The sequence below is a fragment of the Pseudoalteromonas sp. S3785 genome (assembly GCF_005887365.1).
Lineage (GTDB): Bacteria > Pseudomonadota > Gammaproteobacteria > Enterobacterales > Alteromonadaceae > Pseudoalteromonas.
Window position 1 is genome coordinate 1 of sequence record NZ_PNCT01000053.1, and the last position, 21,434, is coordinate 21,434.

The following is a 21,434-nucleotide window of genomic DNA, read 5'->3' on the forward strand; positions in this document are numbered from 1 at the left end:
TACACACACAATATAAGATTCTTTTCTTACCTTATTAGAGCTATCACATCTAAAAAGGTTGCATTTATTTGGTGCAAAACAGTAAATACTATCTAATTAGTAAACATGTCTAGCTGTTTGCTTTTGATGGGTTAACTTTAAAATAATCGTATTTGTCAGACAAACGATAAAAATAAAACCAATAAGTGAAAAAAATTAAGCTATAGACTTTAGTCTAGGCTTTTCCTCTATGCTGTTGATTTTTGATAAGTTAATTTTCAACAGCTCGCTTGCAGTAAAAAGTAAGAGATTAAATAAAAAAATATAATTAATAATAAATGATTAAACGCTATGGGTAAGCGTAAAAAATAATGAAGGACTAAAGTTTACTATGTGCAGCCTTAGTACATGCTAAGTGCTGCACACTAAAAGTAGGGGAGTAACCAAACAAAAATACCATGGCGTATATTATTTCAACACTAACCTTGAATGTTGCTAAATGTAGATACCACCCACTTAGCAAATAAATCCAGTGCTGGGTTGGGCGTATTAGCTTCGTGCTGCACTAAGTAGTATTTATCTTTAGTTGTAAGGGGCTGCTGAAACAATTTATAAAGCCATTTTTCATCAAACCAGCTTTGGCTGATAGGTAGCGGTATAAGTGAAATACCTATACCTTGCTGGGCAGCGCGAGCGACCCCAAACATACTATCAATTTGGATAATTTGTGTAGGAGAAAAGTCATCTATGCCCGCTTTTTCAGCCCATTGGTGCCATGCCCATGGTCTTGCTTTATGCAGAATTAGGGGGACTTGATTTAATGCTTGGCAATGATCGTCTTTCCACTGTTTTAACAGTGCTTCGTTACACGCAGGAATATATTCAAGATTAAATAATTCTGTAGTCAGGCCTTCTGTAGGCTTACTAGATGATAAAACAATCGATAAATCGCTGTGCCGGGTTAGCTCTTTACGGGTTTTAAGCGTATCCATTTGCAGGTTTATATTTGGATGCTCTGAGGTCCACTCACTAAGCTTAGGCATGAGTAGTTCACTGGCAAAAAACTCAGGCAGCGTAATGGTTATATTAGTATTTTGCTGTAACTGACTAAATTCGTTGATGGTGTTTTCAAGTGTATAAATAATGGGTGAAATAGCATCAAAAAAGTTTTTACCTGCAGCGGTTAAACTAATGGAACGAGTTTGTCGCTGAAATAGCTCAATACCAAGCTGTTCTTCAAGCTGTTTAATCTGATGGCTTACCGCAGAGGGGGTAAGGTACAGCTCTTTAGCTGCATGTTTAAAACTTAAGCTTTTTGCTGCAAAGCAAAAAGAGCGGAGGCCTCGAATAGGAGTTTGCATGTTTTCCAAAAATCGTTTAATTAATTAAAGACGCCTTTATTAGGCAATAATCGAACCAATAATTTAAATTAATAATATCAATAGTTTAATTTTAAATATAGCGCTAGTTCACAAAAAAGGTGCAGACTATCTACAAATTAGTGCAAAAAATTTAAGCGCTTACATTTAAAGTTATTTGTATTATAGATAATATTTACTACAACTGTATTAAAAGTGAAAAAAATTAAAAGCGGGCAAAAAAAATCCCTCTAGCGAGGGATTTTGGGTAACTCAGCGCCATTGGCACTGGGAATGAGGTCGGTACATGGTGAAGCGTTAAAAAACCATTTCTGGCACTTCACCGTCAACAAGTAATTTACCTGCTGTTTTACTAATAATTTCATCTACCGATACGCCTGGTGCGCGCTCAAGTAAATGAAAAGCGCCGTCTTTAACTTCAAGTACGGCTAAATCTGTTACTATTTTTTTTACGCAGTTAACGCCTGTTAGCGGTAAAGCGCATTTCTCAAGCAGTTTAGACTCACCATGTTTACTGGCATGGGTCATAGTAACAATAATATTCTTTGCCCCTGCAACTAAATCCATTGCGCCGCCCATACCTTTAATTAGCTTTTTTGGGATCATCCACGAGGCAATGTTGCCACTTTGGTCAACTTCAAATGCACCCAGAACTGTTAAGTCTACATGACCACCCCGTATCATGGCAAAACTATCTGCACTATTAAATATGGCTGCGCCTGTTGCAGCTGTCACGGTTTCTTTACCCGCGTTTATCATATCGGCGTCTAGTTCGGCTTCAGTGGGATATGGTCCCATCCCTAAAAGCCCATTTTCGGACTGTAACATAACTTCTATACCTTCTGGTACAAAGTTTGCGACGAGTGTCGGAATTCCTATGCCTAAATTAACGTAGTAACCGTCTTGTAGTTCTTGTGCAACACGCATTGCAACTTGTTCACGTGATAATGCCATAACGTCTGCTCCTGCTTAATCTCGTGTTGTTACACGTTCAATGCGTTTTTCAAAGTTACCTTTAATAACGCGGTTTACAAAAATACCAGGGGTATGAATTTGACTTGGTTCTAGTTCGCCTGGCTCTACAATTTCCTCTACTTCAGCAACGGTAATTTTACCTGCTGTTGCCGCCATAGGGTTAAAGTTCATGGCAGTGTGCCTAAATACTAAATTACCATATCGGTCTGCTTTCCATGCTTTTACAATAGCAAATTCACCCGTGATGGACTCTTCTAAAATATAAGGGCGGCCGTTAAACTCTTTAACATCTTTACCCTCAGCAACAGGCGTACCGTAACCTGTTGCAGTATAAAATGCAGGGATACCGGCACCACCGGCGCGCATTTTTTCTGCAAGTGTACCTTGCGGGGTAAGCTCTACATCTATTTCACCATTTAATAATTGCTGCTCAAACAAGGCATTTTCACCTACATATGAGGCGATTACTTTTTTAATTTGTTTATCTTTTAGTAAAATTCCTAATCCAAAGTCATCCACACCGCAATTGTTAGAAACCACGGTTAGCTCTTTGGTATTCATTTGCTTAATTTGTTTAATTAAGCCCTCTGGGATACCACATAAGCCAAAACCGCCAGCAATTATGGTATCGCCATCTTTTAAACCTGCCATTGCAGCTTCGTAACTAGAAACCACTTTATCAAAACCGGCCATGAGTCTCTCCTCATTGTATTAACTGCCAATTGGCGAGTTAAGCTATTATTTTTGTGTGTTGCCTAATGCAATTGAAACTTTGCTTACAGGCGTTTTGCCAAGTGCTTGCGTAATTTTCCAACCAGCGCTACTTAACCTTTGTAAATCAATTCCATGCTCGATGCCAAGCCCGTTGAGTAAGTAAACCACATCTTCGGTGGCAACATTTCCTGACGCGCCCTTGGCATAAGGGCAGCCGCCAAGGCCAGCTACAGCTGCATCAACCGTTGCTATACCTAAGCTTAACGCTGCGTAAATATTTGTGAGCGCTTGCCCGTACGTGTCATGAAAATGCACCGCCAGTTTCGATTTTTCAATATGATCAAGTAAAAGTGTTAAAAGCGTAGTAACTTTGTTTGCAGTGCCAACACCTATGGTATCGCCAAGGCTTATTTCGTAGCAGCCTAAATCTAAAAGCTTTTGCGAAACGCTAAGTACTTTATGCGGGTCTATTTCCCCCTCATAAGGGCAACCGAGCACGCAACTCACATAACCGCGTACACGTATGTTATTGGCTTTTGCAAAGGCCATAACCTCGCTAAAGCGCTCAATACTTTGTTCAATACTGCAATTTATATTTTTTTGGCAAAACGATTCGCTTGCAGCGGTAAATATGGCAAATTCTTTTATGCCAACGGCATGGGCCGCTTGGGCACCTTTTAAGTTGGGTGTAAGCGCACTTAAATTTGCATGGGGTAAATTAAGCGCCGTTATTACTTCGGCTGAATCGGCCATTTGTGGCACCCACTTAGGCGATACAAAGGCGCCGGCTTCGATATTTTTTAAGCCAGCATCACTAAGTGCATTTATTAATGAAATTTTGTCAGATGCAGTAACCGATTTTTCGTTTTGTAGGCCATCACGCGCACCTACTTCAACAATTTTAACTTCGCTGGGGAAGGCCGCCATTACGATGCCTCCTGCGCCGTGGTGTCTTCTACAATTGCTAATAAAGCGCCGTGCGAAACTAATTCACCTTCATCAAAGCAGTAGCTTTGTAAAATACCATCGTGCGGTGCATTGAGTGTATATTCCATTTTCATGGCTTCAATAATCACTACGGCATCGCCTTTGGTGATGGTGCTGCCTACATCAACTAAATGCTTAACCACAGTACCATTAAGTGGCGCCGCAAGGGGCAGGGCGTCGTTTTCATGGCTACTAATGTAATGTTTAGTGTTTAAAGCAAGCTTAATTTGTAGCGAAGCAAACATCACGCTAATACTGCTATCAAAGTGGCTAACATGGGCGGTAAATTTTTCCCCATCAATAAACACATTACATACGTTTTGGTTTACAGAGCCTGCTATATCGAACGACTTTTCATTATGCGTTACAACATAACCCGTTTTAGTTTTAACACCACTGATGGTTAAGTCTTTAAATGGAACATCTACTTTTTGTGGGGCGTTAAGCGTAAAGCCACTCAGTTGCTGCCACGGGCTTGCACTTTGAACAGCTTCGTTTTTAGCGCTAAGCGTTTCAAGGTAGGCAAAAGCTGCAATGAGTTGTGCTTTTTCAAGCGCGGCGCTATCAACACTTACCAATGCATCGCCTTGCTCGGCAATAAAGTGAGTACTTGGCGCACCTTCAGCAAACCTAGGGTGGCTTGCTAAATTATGTAAAAAGCCAATGTTCGTGCTAAAACCCGCTAAGTGAAATTGCTTAAGTGCTTGGCGTAAACGCCCTAATGCTTGCTCGCGATTATCATCATGCACAATAAGTTTTGCAATCATCGGGTCGTAATACGGGCTTATTTCATCACCTTGTGCAATGCCAGTATCTATACGTACAAACTCGTTGTTAAGCGGTGTATTTAATGATTCGATTACGCCAGAGCAAGGAATAAACTCGTTACTTGGGTCTTCTGCGTAAATTCGCGCTTCAAAGCTGTGGCCTTGTAGTTGTATGTCAGATTGCGTTAACGGCAGAGTTTGCCCAGCCGCAATATTAATTTGCCAATTAACTAAATCTACGCCGGTGACCATTTCTGTTACTGGGTGCTCTACTTGCAGACGCGTATTCATTTCCATAAAAAAGAACTCATCGCCACACAGTAAAAACTCAACCGTACCTGCACCTCGGTAGTTTATTGCAAGGGCACAGCGTACTGCGGCTTCCCCCATTTCTTTGCGCAGTTCATCGCTTAAACCTGGCGCTGGGGCTTCTTCAATTACTTTTTGATGGCGGCGCTGTAATGAGCAATCCCGATCCCCTAAATACACACAGTTACCGTGGTTATCGGCAAAAACTTGTACTTCAACGTGGCGAGGCTGGTTAACATAGCGCTCAAGCAGTACTAAGTCGTTACCAAAACCAGCTATTGCTTCACGCTGTGCGCCTTCTAGTGCACTTATAAAGTCTTTAGCTTGCTCAACAACACGCATACCTTTACCGCCGCCGCCAAAGGCCGCTTTTATGAGTACGGGGTAGCCAATCTTTTCAGCTTCAGATTGTAAAAAAGCAGGGTCTTGATTATCACCATAGTAACCTGGCACTAATGGCACATTGGCAGTGGCCATAATTTCTTTAGCGCGAGTTTTAGAACCCATGGCTTCTATGCTGCTAGCCAATGGGCCAATAAATGCAATATTGTTGGCTTCACAGGCTTTAGCAAACTCGCTGTTTTCAGATAAAAAACCATAGCCAGGGTGGATACAATCGGCCCCGCTTGTTTTCGCAATATGTATAATTTTATCTGTTACAAGGTATGAATCTTTGCTTGGCGCTGGGCCAATATGGTAGGCCTCATCCGCCATTTTTACATGTTGTGCGTGTTTATCGGCATCAGAATAAACGGCCACCGTTATTAGGCCCATTTGTTTTGCAGTGCGCATTATTCGGCACGCAATTTCACCGCGGTTGGCAATGAGTATCTTTTTTAATGTGTGTGTGTTCATAGTTAATCCTACAGTTGCCAAGCGGGAGGGCGTTTATCAAAAAAGGCACTGAGTCCTTCTTGGCCTTCGTCCGATACCCGAATGTTTGCGATACGTTCGGCCGTAAGCTCAATAAGTTCATCATTAATAGGCTTATTTGCTACATCATTAATTAACGATTTAGCGGCTTTTACAGCGACAGGGCCATTATCGATTAATGTTTGCAGAAGGTTGTCAAGCGCACAGTCTAAATTACCGGTAACCTGATGAACCAAACCAAGTTGCTTTGCTGTGTGGGCATCAAACACCTCGGCAGTTAAAAAGTAGCGCCTTGCCGCGCGCTCACCAATTGCTTTAATTACATACGGACTAATTACCGCAGGAATAAGGCCTAGTTTTACTTCGCTTAAGCAAAATTGGGCATCGTCTTTACTCAGAGCAATATCGCAACAGGCAATTAAGCCCAAAGCGCCACCAAATGCCGCGCCTTGCACTGCACATACAGTAGGGTGAGGAGAGGTCGCTAATACCTGCATTAATTTAGCAAGCTGCATAGAATCGGCAAGGTTATCGGCGTAATTGTTATCAGCCATAGATTTCATCCAGGCTAAGTCGGCGCCTGCTGAAAAATGTTTACCCTCAGTTTTTAAAACCAAAGCGCGAATATCCAGCGTATTTGCATGCTCTATGCACTGAATTAGCTCATGTATTACTTCACTATTAAAAGCATTACGTTTTTCAACTCGGCTTAAAACAAGTACAGCCACATTAGATTTTGTTATTTGTAGTGTTACTGACATTTTGCGCTCCGGTTACATTCTAAATACGCCAAACTTAGAGTCTTGCTGTGGTGCATTTTTAGCTGCACTTAAAGCAAGGCCTAATACATTACGGGTATCTGCAGGGTCAATTATGCCGTCGTCCCACAAGCGCGCGCTTGCATAATACGGGTGGCCTTGCTCTTCGTATTGGTCAATAATTGGCTTTTTAAAATCGTTAACTTCTTGCTCGCTCATGCTATGGCCTTTACGTGCTAAGCCATCTTGCTTAACTTGTGCCATTACACCCGCGGCTTGCTCGCCACCCATTACAGAAATACGGGCATTAGGCCACATCCACATCATGGTAGGTTCAAATGCACGGCCACACATACCGTAGTTACCCGCGCCGTAAGAGCCACCAATTAATACTGTAAATTTAGGTACATCGGCACACGATACTGCCATCACCATTTTAGCACCGTGTTTTGCTATGCCTTCGGATTCGTATTTTTTACCTACCATAAAGCCGGTAATATTTTGTAAAAACACTAAAGGAATATTGCGCTGTGCACATAATTGAATAAAATGCGCGCCTTTTTGCGCCGACTCACTAAATAAAATGCCGTTATTAGCCACTATACCTACAGGGTTACCATAAATACTGGCAAAGCCCGTTACTAGTGTTTCACCAAAGTAGCGTTTAAATTCATCAAACGATGAATCATCAACCGTACGGGCAATAACTTCACGCACATCAAATGGTTTTTTAAGATCGGTGCCTACAATGCCGTAAAGCTCGTTTATATCGTATCTTGGTGGTTTTACATCCTCTACCTCTTGTTTAAGTAACGGCGCTGTAGGGCGCGTATAATTAATACGCTCAATACATTGGCGAGCGATAGAAAGCGCATGCTCGTCATTTTCTGCATAGTGATCGGCCACCCCTGATGTTTTACAGTGCACATCTGCGCCGCCTAATTCTTCGGCGCTGACAACTTCACCTGTGGCAGCTTTTACAAGCGGCGGGCCGGCTAAAAATATTGTGCCTTGCTCTTTTACAATTATGCTTTCATCAGCCATAGCGGGTACGTAGGCACCACCAGCAGTACATAAACCCATTACTACAGCAATTTGAGGAATGCCTTTACCCGACATTCTGGCTTGGTTGTAAAAAATTCGGCCAAAATGTAATTTATCGGGAAATACATCGTCTTGCTCAGGCAGGTTAGCACCGCCAGAGTCTACCAAGTAAATACATGGTAAGTGGCAGCGCTCGGCTATATCTTGTGCGCGTAAGTGCTTTTTCACAGTCAGCGGAAAATACGTACCGCCTTTTACTGTGGCATCGTTTGCAATGATCATGCATTCAATACCTTTAACACGGCCAATACCGGCAACTACACCTGCACAGGCAATTTCTTGCTCGTACACACCATAGGCTGCAAATTGCGAGATTTCTAAAAACGGTGAGCCTTCATCTAATAAAGTGCTGATGCGGTCGCGTACAAATAATTTACCTCGGCCTTCGTGGCGCTCTTTGAGTGCAGCTCCACCGCCTAAACTAATTGTTGCAACTTTACTGTGTAAATCATCAACTAAAGCCGCCATGTTTTTATGATTTTGCACAAAAGTAGGATCGTGAGGATTAACGCTCGATTTTAATATCGTCATAATTTAATCCTTAGCGGCTTTCAGTGAATAGTTCGCGACCAATAAGCATACGGCGTATTTCTGATGTACCTGCGCCAATTTCGTATAATTTGGCATCACGGAGTAAGCGCCCGGTAGCGTATTCATTTATGTAGCCGTTACCACCTAATATTTGAATGGCATCAAGGGCCATTTTAGTGGCAAGTTCAGCAGCGTATAAAATAGCGCCGGCAGCATCTTTACGGGTGGTTTCGCCGCGGTCGCAGGCTTTTGCAACGGTATAAACATATGAGCGTGCTGCGTTCATCTGCGTATACATGTCAGCTACTTTGCCTTGAATTAACTGAAATTGGCCAATAGGGGTGTCAAACTGTTTACGCTCATGAATATAAGGTACAACTATATCCATACAGGCTTGCATAATACCAAGCGGGCCTGCAGCAAGTACTACTCGTTCGTAATCAAGGCCGCTCATAAGTACTTTAACGCCTTCGTTTAGGTTACCTAAAATGTTTTCTTCGGGTACTTCGCAGTTTTCAAACACCAATTCACAGGTGTTTGAGCCACGCATACCTAGCTTGTCGAGCTTTTGCGCAGTAGAAAAACCAGCAAACCCTTTTTCTACAATAAATGCGGTGATGCCTTTAGCACCAGCTTCTAAATCTGTTTTTGCGTAAATAACAAACGTGTGTGCGTCGGGGCCGTTGGTGATCCACATTTTATTGCCATTTAAAATGTACTTATCGCCTTTTTTCTCGGCTTTTAGTTTCATCGACACCACGTCAGAGCCTGCATTAGGTTCACTCATGGCAAGGGCACCAATGTGTTCGCCGCTGATCAGTTTAGGTAGGTATTTTTCTTTTTGTGCTTGGTTACCGTTACGGTTAATTTGGTTAACACACAAGTTAGAATGTGCACCATAGCTTAAGCCAATTGAAGCACTCGCACGGCTAATTTCTTCCATGGCGATTACATGCTCTAAATACCCTAAGCCAGCCCCGCCAAACTCTTCAGGAACGGTCATGCCCAGTACACCCATTTCGCCCATTTGTGGCCAAAGCTGATTAGGAAACGCGTTTTCCATGTCGGTTTGTTCTGCAAGCGGTGCTATTTCTTGGCTCGCAAAGCTATTGACGTGGTCGCGGATCATATCGGCGGTTTCGCCTAGGCCAAAGTTCATCTCTTTATAAAGTGAAATAGTGCTCATGATTCATTCCTGTTTGTGTGTTATCAGTGTGTTTTTATTTTTAAAATAGGCTACTCGTCTATTTTATTAAGCGTGTCTCTACAGCGACGCTCCGCTGTAACTAATTCCATAAGCACAACTTTTATGTCGTCCATTTGCTGAGAAAGGTCAGCTTTTTTTTCTGCAATTAAATCGAGCATAGTAACCAGCTGTTTAGCGCTTGATTTGTCAGCGTCGTACAGTTCAAACAAACGGCCTGTTTCGGCCAGCGTAAAACCTAGGCGTTTGCCACGTAAAATAAGTTTTAAGCGAACTTTGTCGCGTTTTGAATAAATACGGGTTTGGCCATTACGCTCGGGGGTAATTAAACCTTGGTCTTCGTAAAAACGAATCGAGCGGGTAGTAATGTCAAACTCTTTAGCTAAATCACTAATGCTAAAAGTTTGATCGTTACTGCTTGGTGCTTTAGCAGAGCTTGCAAAGTTTGTTTGATTATCTGGTTTCATAGTTGTGTTTACCTCATTCGAATAACTCCAATATAAGTGAAGTTTACGTAAAGGTAAAGCTCGATATGTTATGAAACAGTTTATAATGGAGTGATAGGGTGAAATGTTAAATTAAGTTATTAGTATTCAATTGGTTATTTTTGTTCTTGTAACTTATCTTCGCTATTGGAAAATAAACCTTACACTTTTAAAACTAAAAAATAAGCTGTTTTTAGTTGACGTTAGCGTAAACGTTAGTATTGTGTATGGGTATTAAATAATAAATGAATACTAAATTAATAGAGCAAATATTCTAACAACTATTTGCATAAAAATACAACGGAGTTAGTTATGACTTTAGAATCAGTGGTAATTGTAGCAGCTAAGCGTACGCCTATGGGCGGCTTTATGGGCGCATTAACCGATGCACAATCTACCGAGCTTGGCGCTACCGCCATTGCAAGTGCACTGGCACAAACTGGTTTAGCTAATGATGCAATAGATGAAGTAATTATGGGCTGTGTATTGCCAGCGGGCCTTGGCCAAGCGCCTGCTCGCCAAGCCATGTTAAAAGCAGGCCTTGCTCTGGGTACCGGTGCCACTACCATTAATAAAGTATGTGGTTCTGGTTTAAAAGCAGCCATGCTAGCAAACGACTTAATTAAAGCGGGCTCAATTAGCAGCGCAATTGCCGGCGGTATGGAAAGCATGAGCAACGCACCGTATTTTATCCCTAAAGCGCGTGGCGGTATGCGAATGGGCCACGGTGAAATTAAAGATCACATGATGAGCGACGGCCTAGAAGATGCTTACGATAACAAAGCAATGGGCTGTTTTGCACAAGACACCGCCGATGAATATGGCATTGGCCGTGAGCAAATGGATGCGTTTGCACTAGGCTCGCTAAGTAAAGCTAATACTGCAATTGAAAATGGCAGCTTTGAGAACGAAATTGCCCCGCACACCATCAAAACCCGTAAAGGCGATGTAACCGTATCGATTGACGAGCAGCCGGGTAATGCACGCCCAGAAAAAATTCCTAGTCTTCGTGCAGCCTTTAAAAAAGACGGCACAATTACGGCGGCTAATTCATCGTCAATTTCTGATGGCGGTGCAGCACTTATATTAATGAGCGAATCAAAAGCTAAAGCGCAAGGCTTAACACCACTTTGTAAAATTGTAGCGCACAGTACGCACTCTCAAAAACCTAGTGAATTTACGGTAGCACCTGTGGGCGCAATGAACAGCGTGCTTGAAAAAGCAGGCTGGGCAACTACTGATGTTGACCTTTGGGAAATTAACGAAGCGTTTGCCATGGTCACTATGCTTGCCATTAACGAATTAAAGCTTGATGAGAGCAAAGTAAACGTAAATGGTGGCGCGTGTGCACTTGGACACCCAATTGGTGCCAGCGGCGCGCGAATTTTAGTCACGCTTATTCACGCACTTAAAAACCGTGGCCTTAAAAAAGGAATTGCGTCTTTATGTATTGGTGGCGGCGAAGCCGTAGCCATGGCTGTAGAGGCTTACTAACAAAGCAGTTAATTAACTGACAGCAACTAAAATGCACCGTACTCATACTAATAACAAAACGGTGCCATTTTTTTAAAAGAACACACTAACAACAGGATTTACCCATGCACCAAGTTCCACTACTTATAAATGGCGAATTTGTTCAATCGGCTTCAAACGAGCTTATTGATGTAATTAACCCAGCAAACCAAGAAGTGCTTGCACAAGTTCCATGCACTACCGACTCAGAAATGGATGCAGCCATTGCCTCGGCCTCTGAAACGTTTAAAACGTGGAAAGATGTGCCGATTACCGAGCGTGCACGCATTATGATGAAATACGCGGCGCTATTAAAAGAGAACCACGATGAGCTTGCGACCATTATTTGCCACGAACTAGGTAAAACATTTGAAGATGCAAAAGGCGATGTATGGCGCGGTATTGAAGTAGTAGAACAAGCAGCTAACGCACCATCATTAATGATGGGCGAAACAATGGAAAACGTTGCCCGTAAAATCGATACTTACTCTTATATGCAGCCTCTTGGCGTTTGTGCAGGCGTTACTCCGTTTAACTTTCCGGCGATGATCCCACTTTGGATGTTTCCACTGGCTATTGTGTGTGGTAACACCTTTATTTTAAAACCGTCTGAGCAAGACCCACTTACACCTATGCGTTTAGCTGAGCTATTTATTGAAGCCGGCGCACCAAAAGGCGTATTACAAGTTGTACACGGTACAAAACCACAAGTAGATCGCCTACTAGAAGATAAAGCAGTACGTGCAATTTCGTTTGTAGGTTCGTGTGGCGTAGGTGCGTATATTTATTCTAAAGGCACACAAAACCTTAAACGCGTGCAAGCGTGTGTAGGTGCAAAAAATCACATGGTTATTATGCCAGATGCGAGTAAATCTCACGTTGTAAATAACCTTGTTGGCGCATCGGTTGGTGCCGCAGGCCAGCGCTGTATGGGTATTTCGGTTGCTGTGTTTGTAGGCCAAGCAAGCGAGTGGGTAGATGAAATAAAAGCAGGGTTTGAAAACGTACGCCCAGGCGTGTGGGATGATAAAAACGCTGCCTACGGCCCACAAACATCAAAAGCCGCAAAAGAGCGTATTTTATCGCTTATAGCAAGCGGTAAAGAGCAAGGCGCTACTTGTTTAATTGACGGGTCAAACTTCACAGTAGAGGGCTTTGAGCAAGGTAACTGGGTTGGCCCAACCTTATTTACCGATGTAACAAAAGAAATGGATTTATACAAAGAAGAAATTTTTGGTCCTGTGCTTGCCTGTATGTTTGTAGATACGCTAGAAGAGGCAATTGCCCTTATTAACGAAAGCCCATACGGTAACGGTACATCACTATTTACATCAAGCGGTGCTGTCGCTCGTAAATTCCAACACGAAATAGAAGTCGGGCAAGTGGGTATTAATGTACCTATTCCGGTGCCGCTGCCGTTTTTCTCGTTTACAGGTTGGAAAGGTTCGTTTTACGGCGATACTCACACTTATGGTAAGCAAGGTATACGTTTTTACACAGAAACCAAAACCATTACCTCACGTTGGTTTGAAGACGACATCGCTTCGGGTCCAAACATGAGCATTAATTTAAAATAAACACACTTAAAAATAATAAAGAAGGGCGCAAAGGCTAAACTCGCTGACAAGCAACTAGAACACACACATCAGCTTTTGCCGCTCTTCACACCTATCCCAATAGGGCACACTAACAACACAATTAAAGAGGTCTAACATGGACTTTAACTTATCAGAAGATCAACACGCCTTTGCAGAAACTGCACGCCAATTTGCCGAATCAGAACTTGCCCCACATGCAGCAAAGTGGGATCGCGAGCATATTTTTCCTAAAGAGTCAATTAAAGCCGCAGGCGAGCTTGGTTTTTGTGGTTTATACACGCCAGAGGAAGCCGGCGGCCTTGGGTTATCACGTTTAGATTCAAGCATTATATTTGAGCAGCTTGCTATGGGCTGTACTGCTACAACGGCCATGTTAACTATTCATAATATGGCGACCTGGATGGTAGCAAGTTTTGGTACCGACGCAGTTAAAGACACATACGTAGAAAAACTAGTAATGGGGGAACTACTTGCCTCTTATTGTTTAACAGAGCCAGGCTCGGGCTCAGATGCGGCATCACTAAAAACAAAAGCCGTACTTGAGGGTGATGAGTACGTTATTAACGGCTCAAAAATGTTTATATCGGGCGCAGGCGAAACTGAAGCATTAGTGGTCATGGCGCGCACCGGTGGCGAAGGCGCTGCGGGTATTTCGGCATTTGTAGTCCCAGCCGATGCACAAGGTGTTGAATACGGCAAAGCAGAAGAAAAAATGGGTTGGAACGCACAACCAACTCGCTTAATTAGTTTTGAAAATGTGCGTATACCTGCGCACAACTTATTAGGTAAAGAAGGCGAAGGCTTTAAATTTGCAATGCAAGGTTTAGATGGCGGGCGCATTAATATTGCAACGTGCTCAATTGGTACTGCACAAGCCGCGCTAAACACCGCAAAAGAGTACTTAAAAGAGCGCACTCAATTTGGTAAGCCACTGGCTGCGTTTCAGGCTTTGCAATTTAAAATTGCAGATATGAATACCGAACTTGTCGCTGCACGGCAAATGGTAAGGCTTGCGGCATTTAAACTTGATACCGGCGATAGTGAAAAAACCACCTACTGCGCCATGGCTAAACGTTTTGCGACGGATGTTGGCTTTACCGTGTGTAACGAGGCACTGCAAGTACATGGTGGTTACGGTTACATAAAAGAATACCCGCTTGAGCGCCATGTACGTGATGTGCGCGTTCATCAAATTTTAGAGGGCACTAACGAAATTATGCGCGTAATTATAGCGCGCCGTATTTTAGCTGAATCTGCAAGCGACGTTTTATAAGGAGCAAGTTATGTCACAATCAAAGCCATGTATTGAATTAACAACCGAAGGCCATGTTGCTATTTTAACTATGTCTAACCCGCCAGCTAATACCTGGACAAAAGACACCTTAATTGATTTAAAAAACAAAGTTAACGAGCTTAATAACAACAAAAATATTTATGCTTTAGTGCTAACTGGCGAAGGCGAAAAGTTTTTTAGCGCCGGTGCCGATTTAAACGTATTTGCTAGTGGCGATAAAGGCGTTGCTGCTGATATGTCGCGTGTGTTTGGTGAAGCCTTTGAAGCATTGACTAATTTTACAGGGGTATCGGTTGCAGCAATAAATGGTTATGCCATGGGCGGCGGGCTAGAAGTGGCGCTTGCATGTGATATACGCATAGCAGAAGAGCAAGCACAAATGGCATTGCCAGAGGCAAAAGTGGGCTTATTACCATGCGCAGGCGGGACACAAAATTTAGCATGGCTTGTAGGTGAAGGCTGGGCAAAACGCATGATTCTATGTGGCGAGCGCTTAAAAGCCGATAAAGCCCTACAAATAGGCTTAGTAGAAGAAGTAGTACCACAAGGTGAAAGCTTTGCAGCGGCGTTAAAACTTGCCAACCAAGTAAGCGAGCAAAGCCCAAGCTCGGTAGCTGTATGTAAAACACTAATTCAAAAAGGGCGCCATCAACCTATGGCCAGTGTATTACCACTTGAGCGTGAATTATTTGTTGGTTTGTTTGATACACAAGATCAGCAAGAAGGTGTAAATGCCTTTTTAGAAAAACGCCGCGCTAATTGGGTAAATGGCTAATGAGTAATTTAACGTTATTAAATAATGCCGACGACCCCGTGCTATTTGAAACGGCAATCGCAGAAAACGGTAGCTTAATTGGGCTTATTACACTCAACGTACCTAAAGCATTAAACGCCCTCAATTTTGACATGATCAAATTACTCGAGCCGCAGCTGCGCGCTTGGCAAGACGATGATGCAATCGCAATGGTTATTTTAAAAGGCGCAGGGGATAAAGCCTTTTGCGCCGGTGGCGATGTAGTAAGCCTGCATCATGCAATGGCGCAAGGTAAGCCAACAAGCCTAGTTGAAGAGTTTTTTACCCTTGAGTACAAACTTGATTACCTTATCCATACCTTTGATAAACCAATTCTAGTGTGGGGTAACGGCATAGTAATGGGCGGCGGTTTAGGCCTAATGGCTGGTGCTAGCCACCGCGTAGTAACTGAAACATCGCGCATTGCCATGCCAGAGCAAACCATAGGCTTATACCCAGATGTAGGCGGCAGTTACTTTTTGCATAAAATGCCACAAGGTGTGGGCCTATTTTTAGGGTTAACATCGGCCTCTATTAATTGTGAAGATGCACGCTTTGTATCGCTTGCCGATCACTTTATCGACAGCACAAAGTACGATGCCATGCTAGCGCAAATTTTAGCTGCTAAGTGGGGCAAAACTCCAAGCTTAAATCATGAGCGTTTAACTAAATTATTAACCGATTTAGATAACCAATCTGCGCGAATGCCCAAAGGTAATATTAAAGCTAACTTAGCAACCATTCAAAAATTAGCTGAATTTAATACGCTACAAGAACAAGTTGATTTTATTTTAGGCCTAACTACTGACGATAAATGGCTGCAACGCGCCCAAAAGTCACTTAAGCATGGTTGCCCACTAAGTTGTGCTCTGGTTAGTGAGCAATTAAAAGCCAGTAAAGGCAAAAGCTTATTAGCGTGTTTTAAAATGGAGCTGGGTATGTCGGTACGCGCTGGCGAAGTTGGAGAATTTCAAGAAGGTGTAAGGGCGCTATTAATAGATAAAGACGGCGCACCTAATTGGCAGTACAAAACACTGAGTGATGTACCACAAACAATAATAGACAGCTTTTTTGCTAATCGCTTTGGCGAAAACCACCCACTCAATGGCTTACACACGCCATCACACACATAAAGGAAAGACGATGACTAAACTCAATATTGGTTTTATCGGCTTAGGTAATATGGGCGGCCCTATGGCGGCTAACTTAATTAAAGCCGGTCACACTGTTACGGCATTCGATTTAAACCAGTCGGTCTTAAATGAACTTGCAAGTAAAGGTGCACACGCAGCTGATAATGCAAAAGCATGTGCAAGCAATGCCGATATACTCATTAGTATGTTGCCCGCAGGCAAACATGTTAAATCACTTTATTTAGGCAATAACGACGATAGCGGCTTAATTAATGTGCTGAGCAAAAACACCTTAGTGATAGATTGCTCAACAATAGATGCCGATTCGGCGCGTGTGGTTGGCAGCGCACTTGGCGAGCAGGGTATTAGCTTTGTAGATGCACCGGTATCGGGCGGCGTTGCAGGCGCAGCGGCTGGCACGCTTACGTTTATTGTAGGGGGTAGTAAAGCTGCGTTTAATACCGCACAACCTGTGCTTAATGATATGGGTAAAAACATATTCCATGCAGGTGATATTGGCGCAGGGCAAGTTGCAAAAATATGTAACAACATGCTACTAAGCATTTTAATGGCAGGCACCAGCGAAGCACTGCAAATGGGTATAAATAACGGCCTCGATCCTAAAGTACTTAGCGACATAATGACCGCAAGTTCTGGCCGTAACTGGACGCTTGAACTTTACAACCCGTGCCCAGGTGTAATGGATACAGCCCCTGCAAGTAACGATTACAAACCCGGCTTTATGGTCGATTTAATGGCTAAAGATTTAGGCCTTGCCATGGAAGCCGCGCAGCAAAGTAATTCTTCAACCCCAATGGGGTCACTGGCTAAAAATTTATACACTATGCTACAGCATCAAGGTGCAGGCAGTGATGATTTTAGTGCCATTTTTAAACTGTTTTCTAAGTAGGAGCAAGGCGTGGAAATTAAAAATAACACGGTAGTAATAACCGGTGGTGCACAAGGTTTAGGCTTTGCAATGGCACAAAAGTTTGCCCTTATGGGCGCTAACATTGCACTTATAGATATGGCGCAAGAGTTATTAAACACAGCGTGCGAGCAGCTAACACAGCTGGAAGGTGTATCTGGCACTATTAAAGGCTACGCCGCAAACGTAACAGTTGAGAGCGAAGTAGAAAACGTATTTAATACCATTAATAGTGATTTTGGCCACATTGGTGTGCTTATAAACAACGCCGGCATTTTACGCGATGGCATGTTTATTAAAGCTAAAGACGGCAAAGTGGTTAAAAAAATGTCCCTTGAGCAATTTCAATCGGTGATTGATGTAAACCTTACTGGCGTATTTTTAGCAGGGCGAGAAGCTGCAAGCCACATGATTGAATCAGGCAAAGGCGGTGTGATTGTGAATATGTCAAGCGTAGCGCGCGCAGGTAACATAGGCCAAACAAACTACGCAGCATCAAAAGCTGGCGTAGTGGCACTTACCACCACATGGGCTAAAGAGCTTGGCCGTTTTGGTATACGAGTAGGCGCTATTGCACCAGGTGTAATAAGCACCGCCATGACCGACGCCATGAAACCCGAAGCCAAACAGCGCATGCTTGCAGTCACGCCCGTAGGGCGCTTAGGTGAAAGCGACGAAATTGCCCATACTGCACAATACATAATTGAAAACGACTTTTTTACCGGCCGCGTGGTTGAAATAGACGGCGGTATTCGTTTGTAATTTGTCAGCTCTCATTTTAATTATTGGAAGCACAGCTCAAACGAGTTGTGCTTTTTTGTTTTAAATAGGGGAGGTTTGTAATCTTGAAAAAGGGCTAACAACCCCGTTAGCACCTTGTTGTAGTACATGCGTATAAATCTGTGTAGTACGTACATCACTGTGACCTAACTGTGTTTGTACTGTACGTATATCAGCGCCGCTTTGCAGCAAGTGCGTAGCAAATGAGTGGCGCAAAGTATGTGGGGTAACGTGTTTGTTAATTTCAGCTTTTGTTGAAGACAGTTTAACTGCCTTTCTTACCCCTGAATGATCTAAGTGATGGCGTCTTATTTCTCCTGTTTCAGGGTCCGTACTTAATTTATGTGATGGGAATAGAAACTGCCATTGTAAAGACTTATTAGCGCTTGGGTATTTTTTACTAAGTCGATGAGGCATCCATACGCCGGCGTACGCATCATTTTTTAAATCTAACTGTAAATATTCATCAACTTGAATTATTTGATTTCTTAGCATTGGTATTAATTCTTCAGCAAGTGTCACAATACGATTTTTATTACCCTTGCCGTTCCAAATGCGTATGTTTTTATAGTCGAAGTCAATATCTTGAACTCTTATTTTTACTGCCTCCATCAGCCGTAAACCACTTCCATATAGCAGGCTTGCTATCAAATAATGTCGTTTATTTATATTTCTAAAAAATAGCGACACCTCAGTTTGTGTAAGTACGACAGGAAGTTTCTGTTGGCGGTTACTTTTAACGAAGTTTAAATCTAATGAGAGCTCATTTTTTATAATATGTTTATATAAAAAAGCAAGTGCATTTAAAGCGGTTGCTTGTGTTCTCGCTGCCACTTTTTTAGTGACTGTTAAGTAATTTAAAAATATTTCAACTTCATTATTGCCCATGCTGGTAGGGTGCCGCTTATTATGAAAATGGATATACGCAGTAATCCAAAATATATAAGTTTCAATAGATTTTTTAGCGTAGTGATGGCTATACATATAGTTGATAATACTATTAAGAAAAGGGGATTTAGTTTTCATTTTAAATCTCAATTAACTGTATTTATATACAGTATTGGCGTTTTTCCTCCTAAGTCAAGAAATGAGGACATTTTCCTCTTTTCTGCATTTTAATAAAAGAACAGCCTGACTTAAAGTTTAAAGCTGGCAATGTGTTACAGGATTTGTTATTAATATTAAAAATAATTAAGAGGACATACATTATTCATAAAAAGAGGAAAGTGTCCTCTGATAAAGTTGTTATGTTTCTAAATCGTACTCATTGCGTACCACGCGAGTGTGAGTTATAATTTTAATAGTCTATAAGGAGAATTTTGATGAAGACTTCTCAGTATATTAAAGGTTTATTTATGAAAATTTTTGGTAATTTGTTTACTACTAAACAAGATTTTACTCAAAGAGTAATGACTAGGTACGAGAAAAATACCCCTACTTCCAATCTAGCTAAGTCTTTATTTTCTGGTGAAACAAAGGAAAGCATAAATGCAAGGTTTGCAAAAGCTAAAAAAGCAGTGGAAGAGGCTTATTAGTAGAAAGGTGAAAACTTCTTATAATAAAGTATATGAGCAACTTGTAGATAATGATAACGACCTTGTAGGTCAAATTGCTTATTGCATATACAAACAAAGCAAGCAAAACTTTATAAAGCAATATAAAGAACTCCACAACAAAGATGTTTCTCAGACTGACTTAGACTCTCATGTGCATTGTTCTGAGTTACCAAACCTCCCTTTATATAAAGATAAAGCTAAACGTATAATGGACACACTTTCCTTGCAAATCCTGACAGAAAAAGAAGCGGACATGACCAAAGTGTTTGAAAAAAATCTTATTAGTCTGCTTAAAAACCACGATAAACGTAGCTGGATAAGGAGACATTTTTCAGGTGGGTTCAGTGGTCTTGTTGGTAACACTCTAACAGCAGTTCTTCTAGCAGGTACTCTTTTCTATTTCTCATCGGACGACACAAAAGCACAAGTGAATTCGTCTGCTAAGGCCAATATAGTCTCTGGTGTAGCTAAGCTTGTAGGCGTAGAGATTGAGATAAAACCCTAGTCTAGATAGAAACATAACAAGTCAATTAAGCAGGACTTTCAAAAGTTTGCTGTTTCGTTCCTCAACATTATAGCAAACCATTTCAAGCCTCTTATTGAGACGTTATGTATTACAGGAAGTATGCCGCTATGATTCAACCTTTTTTTGATTTTATGGAAAAATTTGCTACTGATTTTTCGTGGCGAAGATTGATTATATTTTTCACTTTGATAGTTATTATCGGTTTTTCATTCTTTTTTTATGAGTCGCAAACTTTTAATAACGAATTAACCACATACGAACGTACGGTAGCCTTATTAGAAAAAACAAATAAGTTAGATCATAAAGATAAAGTAGCAAAACAAGCTTTAGAAAACATTCATAGAGGGTTGGTTGAGATAACTTCTAATAAAAGTACAGACGCAAGTTTAGACTTTAAAGTCCAACAAGAAGTTAAACAGGCTATCGCAGGTTCAATCATTTGGATATTATTAGCTCTTATTATGGCACCTCGCGCATTTCGAGAAGATAATAAAGACGACATATTTGGTGTTATTGGTTGCCTAGTTATAGGTATATTTACTGGCTCCATTGGCTATTTTTTACCAATAAATTGGAGTGATTGGATTCTGTTTGGGTTATACCCTGTGGGCTTTAATCTTTTATTATTTATATTATTTGCTGCTTACGGAAATCGAGGTAAGTAATACATAACAAGTCGTTTAAGCAGGACAAATAACAGTTGGCTTTTGCTCCTGCGTCGCTAATTTTAGCCAACATATTATTTGCCTCTTAACGAGGCGTTGGTATGACTCCCACTGTCAAGTTAAACACACTGATCCTTGCCTAACTTCTTAAGCCATAATTACTTCAGCTCGAATTAGAGCGAGTTAATACATAGGATGAAGCAAGTAATGTCGTCGGTTATCTTGCTGATATTCGTTGGTTATTACTATTTCTAGTAACAGAGCAGACCTTACTTATTCCGTCGTGGCACCTGTCTTCAGTCTATGTTCGTGGTTCAATACAGCGTTAGCTGCATTGCCATCCTAACGCCGTCGGTGGTTGTGCCACACCCGATGCTTGATCCCATGCATTAACTCTAATTCGTTTATCATGCGGGTACTCTTGCCAATCTAAATTTTGCGTTCACTGGCGTAAGTACCACTTCTTTTGCAATGGCCCATATGTATGCAATCATTTCTCGGGCAATGGCGGTGACAACCAGGTTGTAGTGTTTTCCTTTGGCTATCATTTTTTTATTAAAAAAATAAAATAGACACCCATCTTA

Annotated in this window: 20 protein-coding genes and 1 pseudogene; 10 read left to right on the forward strand and 11 right to left on the reverse strand. The window is 41.9% G+C overall.

Annotation, left to right across the window (positions count from 1 at the left end; translation table 11 throughout):
* Nucleotides 1-458: 458 nt before the first annotated feature.
* From CWC17_RS13560 to CWC17_RS13600, 9 genes are all read right to left on the reverse strand, one after another.
* Nucleotides 459-1,340 (reverse strand): LysR family transcriptional regulator, encoded by an 882-nt coding sequence (locus CWC17_RS13560; RefSeq protein ID WP_055016037.1) that lies wholly within the window; start codon nucleotides 1,338-1,340, stop codon nucleotides 459-461.
* Nucleotides 1,341-1,655: 315 nt separating this feature from the next.
* Nucleotides 1,656-2,312: a CoA transferase subunit B gene (locus tag CWC17_RS13565; RefSeq protein ID WP_055016036.1), complete on the reverse strand. Its 657-nt coding sequence runs from the start codon at nucleotides 2,310-2,312 to the stop codon at nucleotides 1,656-1,658.
* 15 nt (nucleotides 2,313-2,327) lie between these two features.
* Nucleotides 2,328-3,026: a CoA transferase subunit A gene (locus CWC17_RS13570; protein WP_055016035.1), complete on the reverse strand. Its 699-nt coding sequence runs from the start codon at nucleotides 3,024-3,026 to the stop codon at nucleotides 2,328-2,330.
* Between the two features lie 45 nt (nucleotides 3,027-3,071).
* Nucleotides 3,072-3,974: a hydroxymethylglutaryl-CoA lyase gene (locus CWC17_RS13575; RefSeq protein WP_138613419.1), complete on the reverse strand. Its 903-nt coding sequence runs from the start codon at nucleotides 3,972-3,974 to the stop codon at nucleotides 3,072-3,074.
* A complete protein-coding gene (locus tag CWC17_RS13580) occupies nucleotides 3,974-5,965 on the reverse strand; it encodes an acetyl/propionyl/methylcrotonyl-CoA carboxylase subunit alpha (RefSeq protein WP_138613421.1) in 1,992 nt (663 codons plus the stop codon). The genes CWC17_RS13575 and CWC17_RS13580 overlap by 1 nt, the downstream gene beginning before the upstream one ends.
* 8 nt (nucleotides 5,966-5,973) lie before the next feature.
* Nucleotides 5,974-6,744: an enoyl-CoA hydratase/isomerase family protein gene (locus CWC17_RS13585; protein ID WP_138541892.1), complete on the reverse strand. Its 771-nt coding sequence runs from the start codon at nucleotides 6,742-6,744 to the stop codon at nucleotides 5,974-5,976.
* A gap of 12 nt (nucleotides 6,745-6,756) precedes the next feature.
* A complete protein-coding gene (locus CWC17_RS13590) occupies nucleotides 6,757-8,376 on the reverse strand; it encodes a carboxyl transferase domain-containing protein (protein ID WP_138613423.1) in 1,620 nt (539 codons plus the stop codon).
* Nucleotides 8,377-8,386: 10 nt separating this feature from the next.
* Entirely contained in the window at nucleotides 8,387-9,562 is a 1,176-nt protein-coding gene (locus CWC17_RS13595; RefSeq protein ID WP_055016030.1) for an isovaleryl-CoA dehydrogenase, read from the reverse strand.
* Nucleotides 9,563-9,612: 50 nt separating this feature from the next.
* Complete coding sequence (locus CWC17_RS13600) at nucleotides 9,613-10,047, reverse strand: MerR family transcriptional regulator (protein WP_055016029.1); 435 nt, start codon at nucleotides 10,045-10,047, stop codon at nucleotides 9,613-9,615.
* 330 nt (nucleotides 10,048-10,377) lie between these two features.
* Here CWC17_RS13600 and CWC17_RS13605 point away from each other — a divergent pair, with 330 nt between their 5' ends.
* From CWC17_RS13605 to CWC17_RS13635, 7 genes are all read left to right on the forward strand, one after another.
* Nucleotides 10,378-11,559 (forward strand): thiolase family protein, encoded by a 1,182-nt coding sequence (locus tag CWC17_RS13605; protein ID WP_138613425.1) that lies wholly within the window; start codon nucleotides 10,378-10,380, stop codon nucleotides 11,557-11,559.
* A 104-nt stretch (nucleotides 11,560-11,663) separates the two neighbouring features.
* Entirely contained in the window at nucleotides 11,664-13,154 is a 1,491-nt protein-coding gene (locus tag CWC17_RS13610; RefSeq protein WP_138613427.1) for a CoA-acylating methylmalonate-semialdehyde dehydrogenase, read from the forward strand.
* A gap of 136 nt (nucleotides 13,155-13,290) precedes the next feature.
* A complete protein-coding gene (locus CWC17_RS13615; RefSeq protein ID WP_138613429.1) occupies nucleotides 13,291-14,448 on the forward strand; it encodes an acyl-CoA dehydrogenase family protein in 1,158 nt (385 codons plus the stop codon).
* Between the two features lie 10 nt (nucleotides 14,449-14,458).
* Nucleotides 14,459-15,244: an enoyl-CoA hydratase gene (locus CWC17_RS13620; protein ID WP_138613431.1), complete on the forward strand. Its 786-nt coding sequence runs from the start codon at nucleotides 14,459-14,461 to the stop codon at nucleotides 15,242-15,244.
* Nucleotides 15,244-16,395 (forward strand): enoyl-CoA hydratase/isomerase family protein, encoded by a 1,152-nt coding sequence (locus CWC17_RS13625; protein WP_138613433.1) that lies wholly within the window; start codon nucleotides 15,244-15,246, stop codon nucleotides 16,393-16,395. Before CWC17_RS13620 ends, CWC17_RS13625 begins: the two co-directional genes overlap by 1 nt.
* 10 nt (nucleotides 16,396-16,405) lie before the next feature.
* Nucleotides 16,406-17,305 carry a 3-hydroxyisobutyrate dehydrogenase gene (gene mmsB, locus CWC17_RS13630; protein ID WP_249935929.1) on the forward strand — a complete coding sequence of 300 codons (900 nt, stop codon included), beginning with the start codon at nucleotides 16,406-16,408 and terminating at the stop codon, nucleotides 17,303-17,305.
* Nucleotides 17,306-17,314: 9 nt separating this feature from the next.
* Nucleotides 17,315-18,085, forward strand: a complete 771-nt coding sequence (locus CWC17_RS13635) for an SDR family oxidoreductase (protein WP_138613437.1) — start codon at nucleotides 17,315-17,317, stop codon at nucleotides 18,083-18,085.
* Between the two features lie 60 nt (nucleotides 18,086-18,145).
* On the opposite strand, the gene CWC17_RS13640 is transcribed toward CWC17_RS13635, so the two are convergent.
* Nucleotides 18,146-19,129 (reverse strand): integron integrase, encoded by a 984-nt coding sequence (locus CWC17_RS13640; RefSeq protein WP_138613439.1) that lies wholly within the window; start codon nucleotides 19,127-19,129, stop codon nucleotides 18,146-18,148.
* A gap of 296 nt (nucleotides 19,130-19,425) precedes the next feature.
* Between CWC17_RS13640 and CWC17_RS13645 the strand changes: the two genes are divergently transcribed.
* The 3 genes from CWC17_RS13645 to CWC17_RS13655 all read left to right on the forward strand — a co-directional run bounded on the left by CWC17_RS13645 (nucleotide 19,426) and on the right by CWC17_RS13655 (nucleotide 20,850).
* Nucleotides 19,426-19,638: a hypothetical protein gene (locus CWC17_RS13645; protein ID WP_138613441.1), complete on the forward strand. Its 213-nt coding sequence runs from the start codon at nucleotides 19,426-19,428 to the stop codon at nucleotides 19,636-19,638.
* The gene (locus CWC17_RS13650; RefSeq protein WP_138613443.1) at nucleotides 19,592-20,164 is read left to right on the forward strand and encodes a hypothetical protein; all 573 of its coding nucleotides are present in this window, start codon (nucleotides 19,592-19,594) and stop codon (nucleotides 20,162-20,164) included. Before CWC17_RS13645 ends, CWC17_RS13650 begins: the two co-directional genes overlap by 47 nt.
* A gap of 128 nt (nucleotides 20,165-20,292) precedes the next feature.
* Nucleotides 20,293-20,850 (forward strand): hypothetical protein, encoded by a 558-nt coding sequence (locus CWC17_RS13655; protein ID WP_138613445.1) that lies wholly within the window; start codon nucleotides 20,293-20,295, stop codon nucleotides 20,848-20,850.
* A 407-nt stretch (nucleotides 20,851-21,257) separates the two neighbouring features.
* Here the strand turns inward: CWC17_RS13655 and CWC17_RS13660 are convergent.
* Nucleotides 21,258-21,401 (reverse strand): annotated as a pseudogene (locus CWC17_RS13660) (IS110 family transposase); the annotation flags it as partial.
* Between the last annotated feature and the right edge of the window lie 33 nt (nucleotides 21,402-21,434).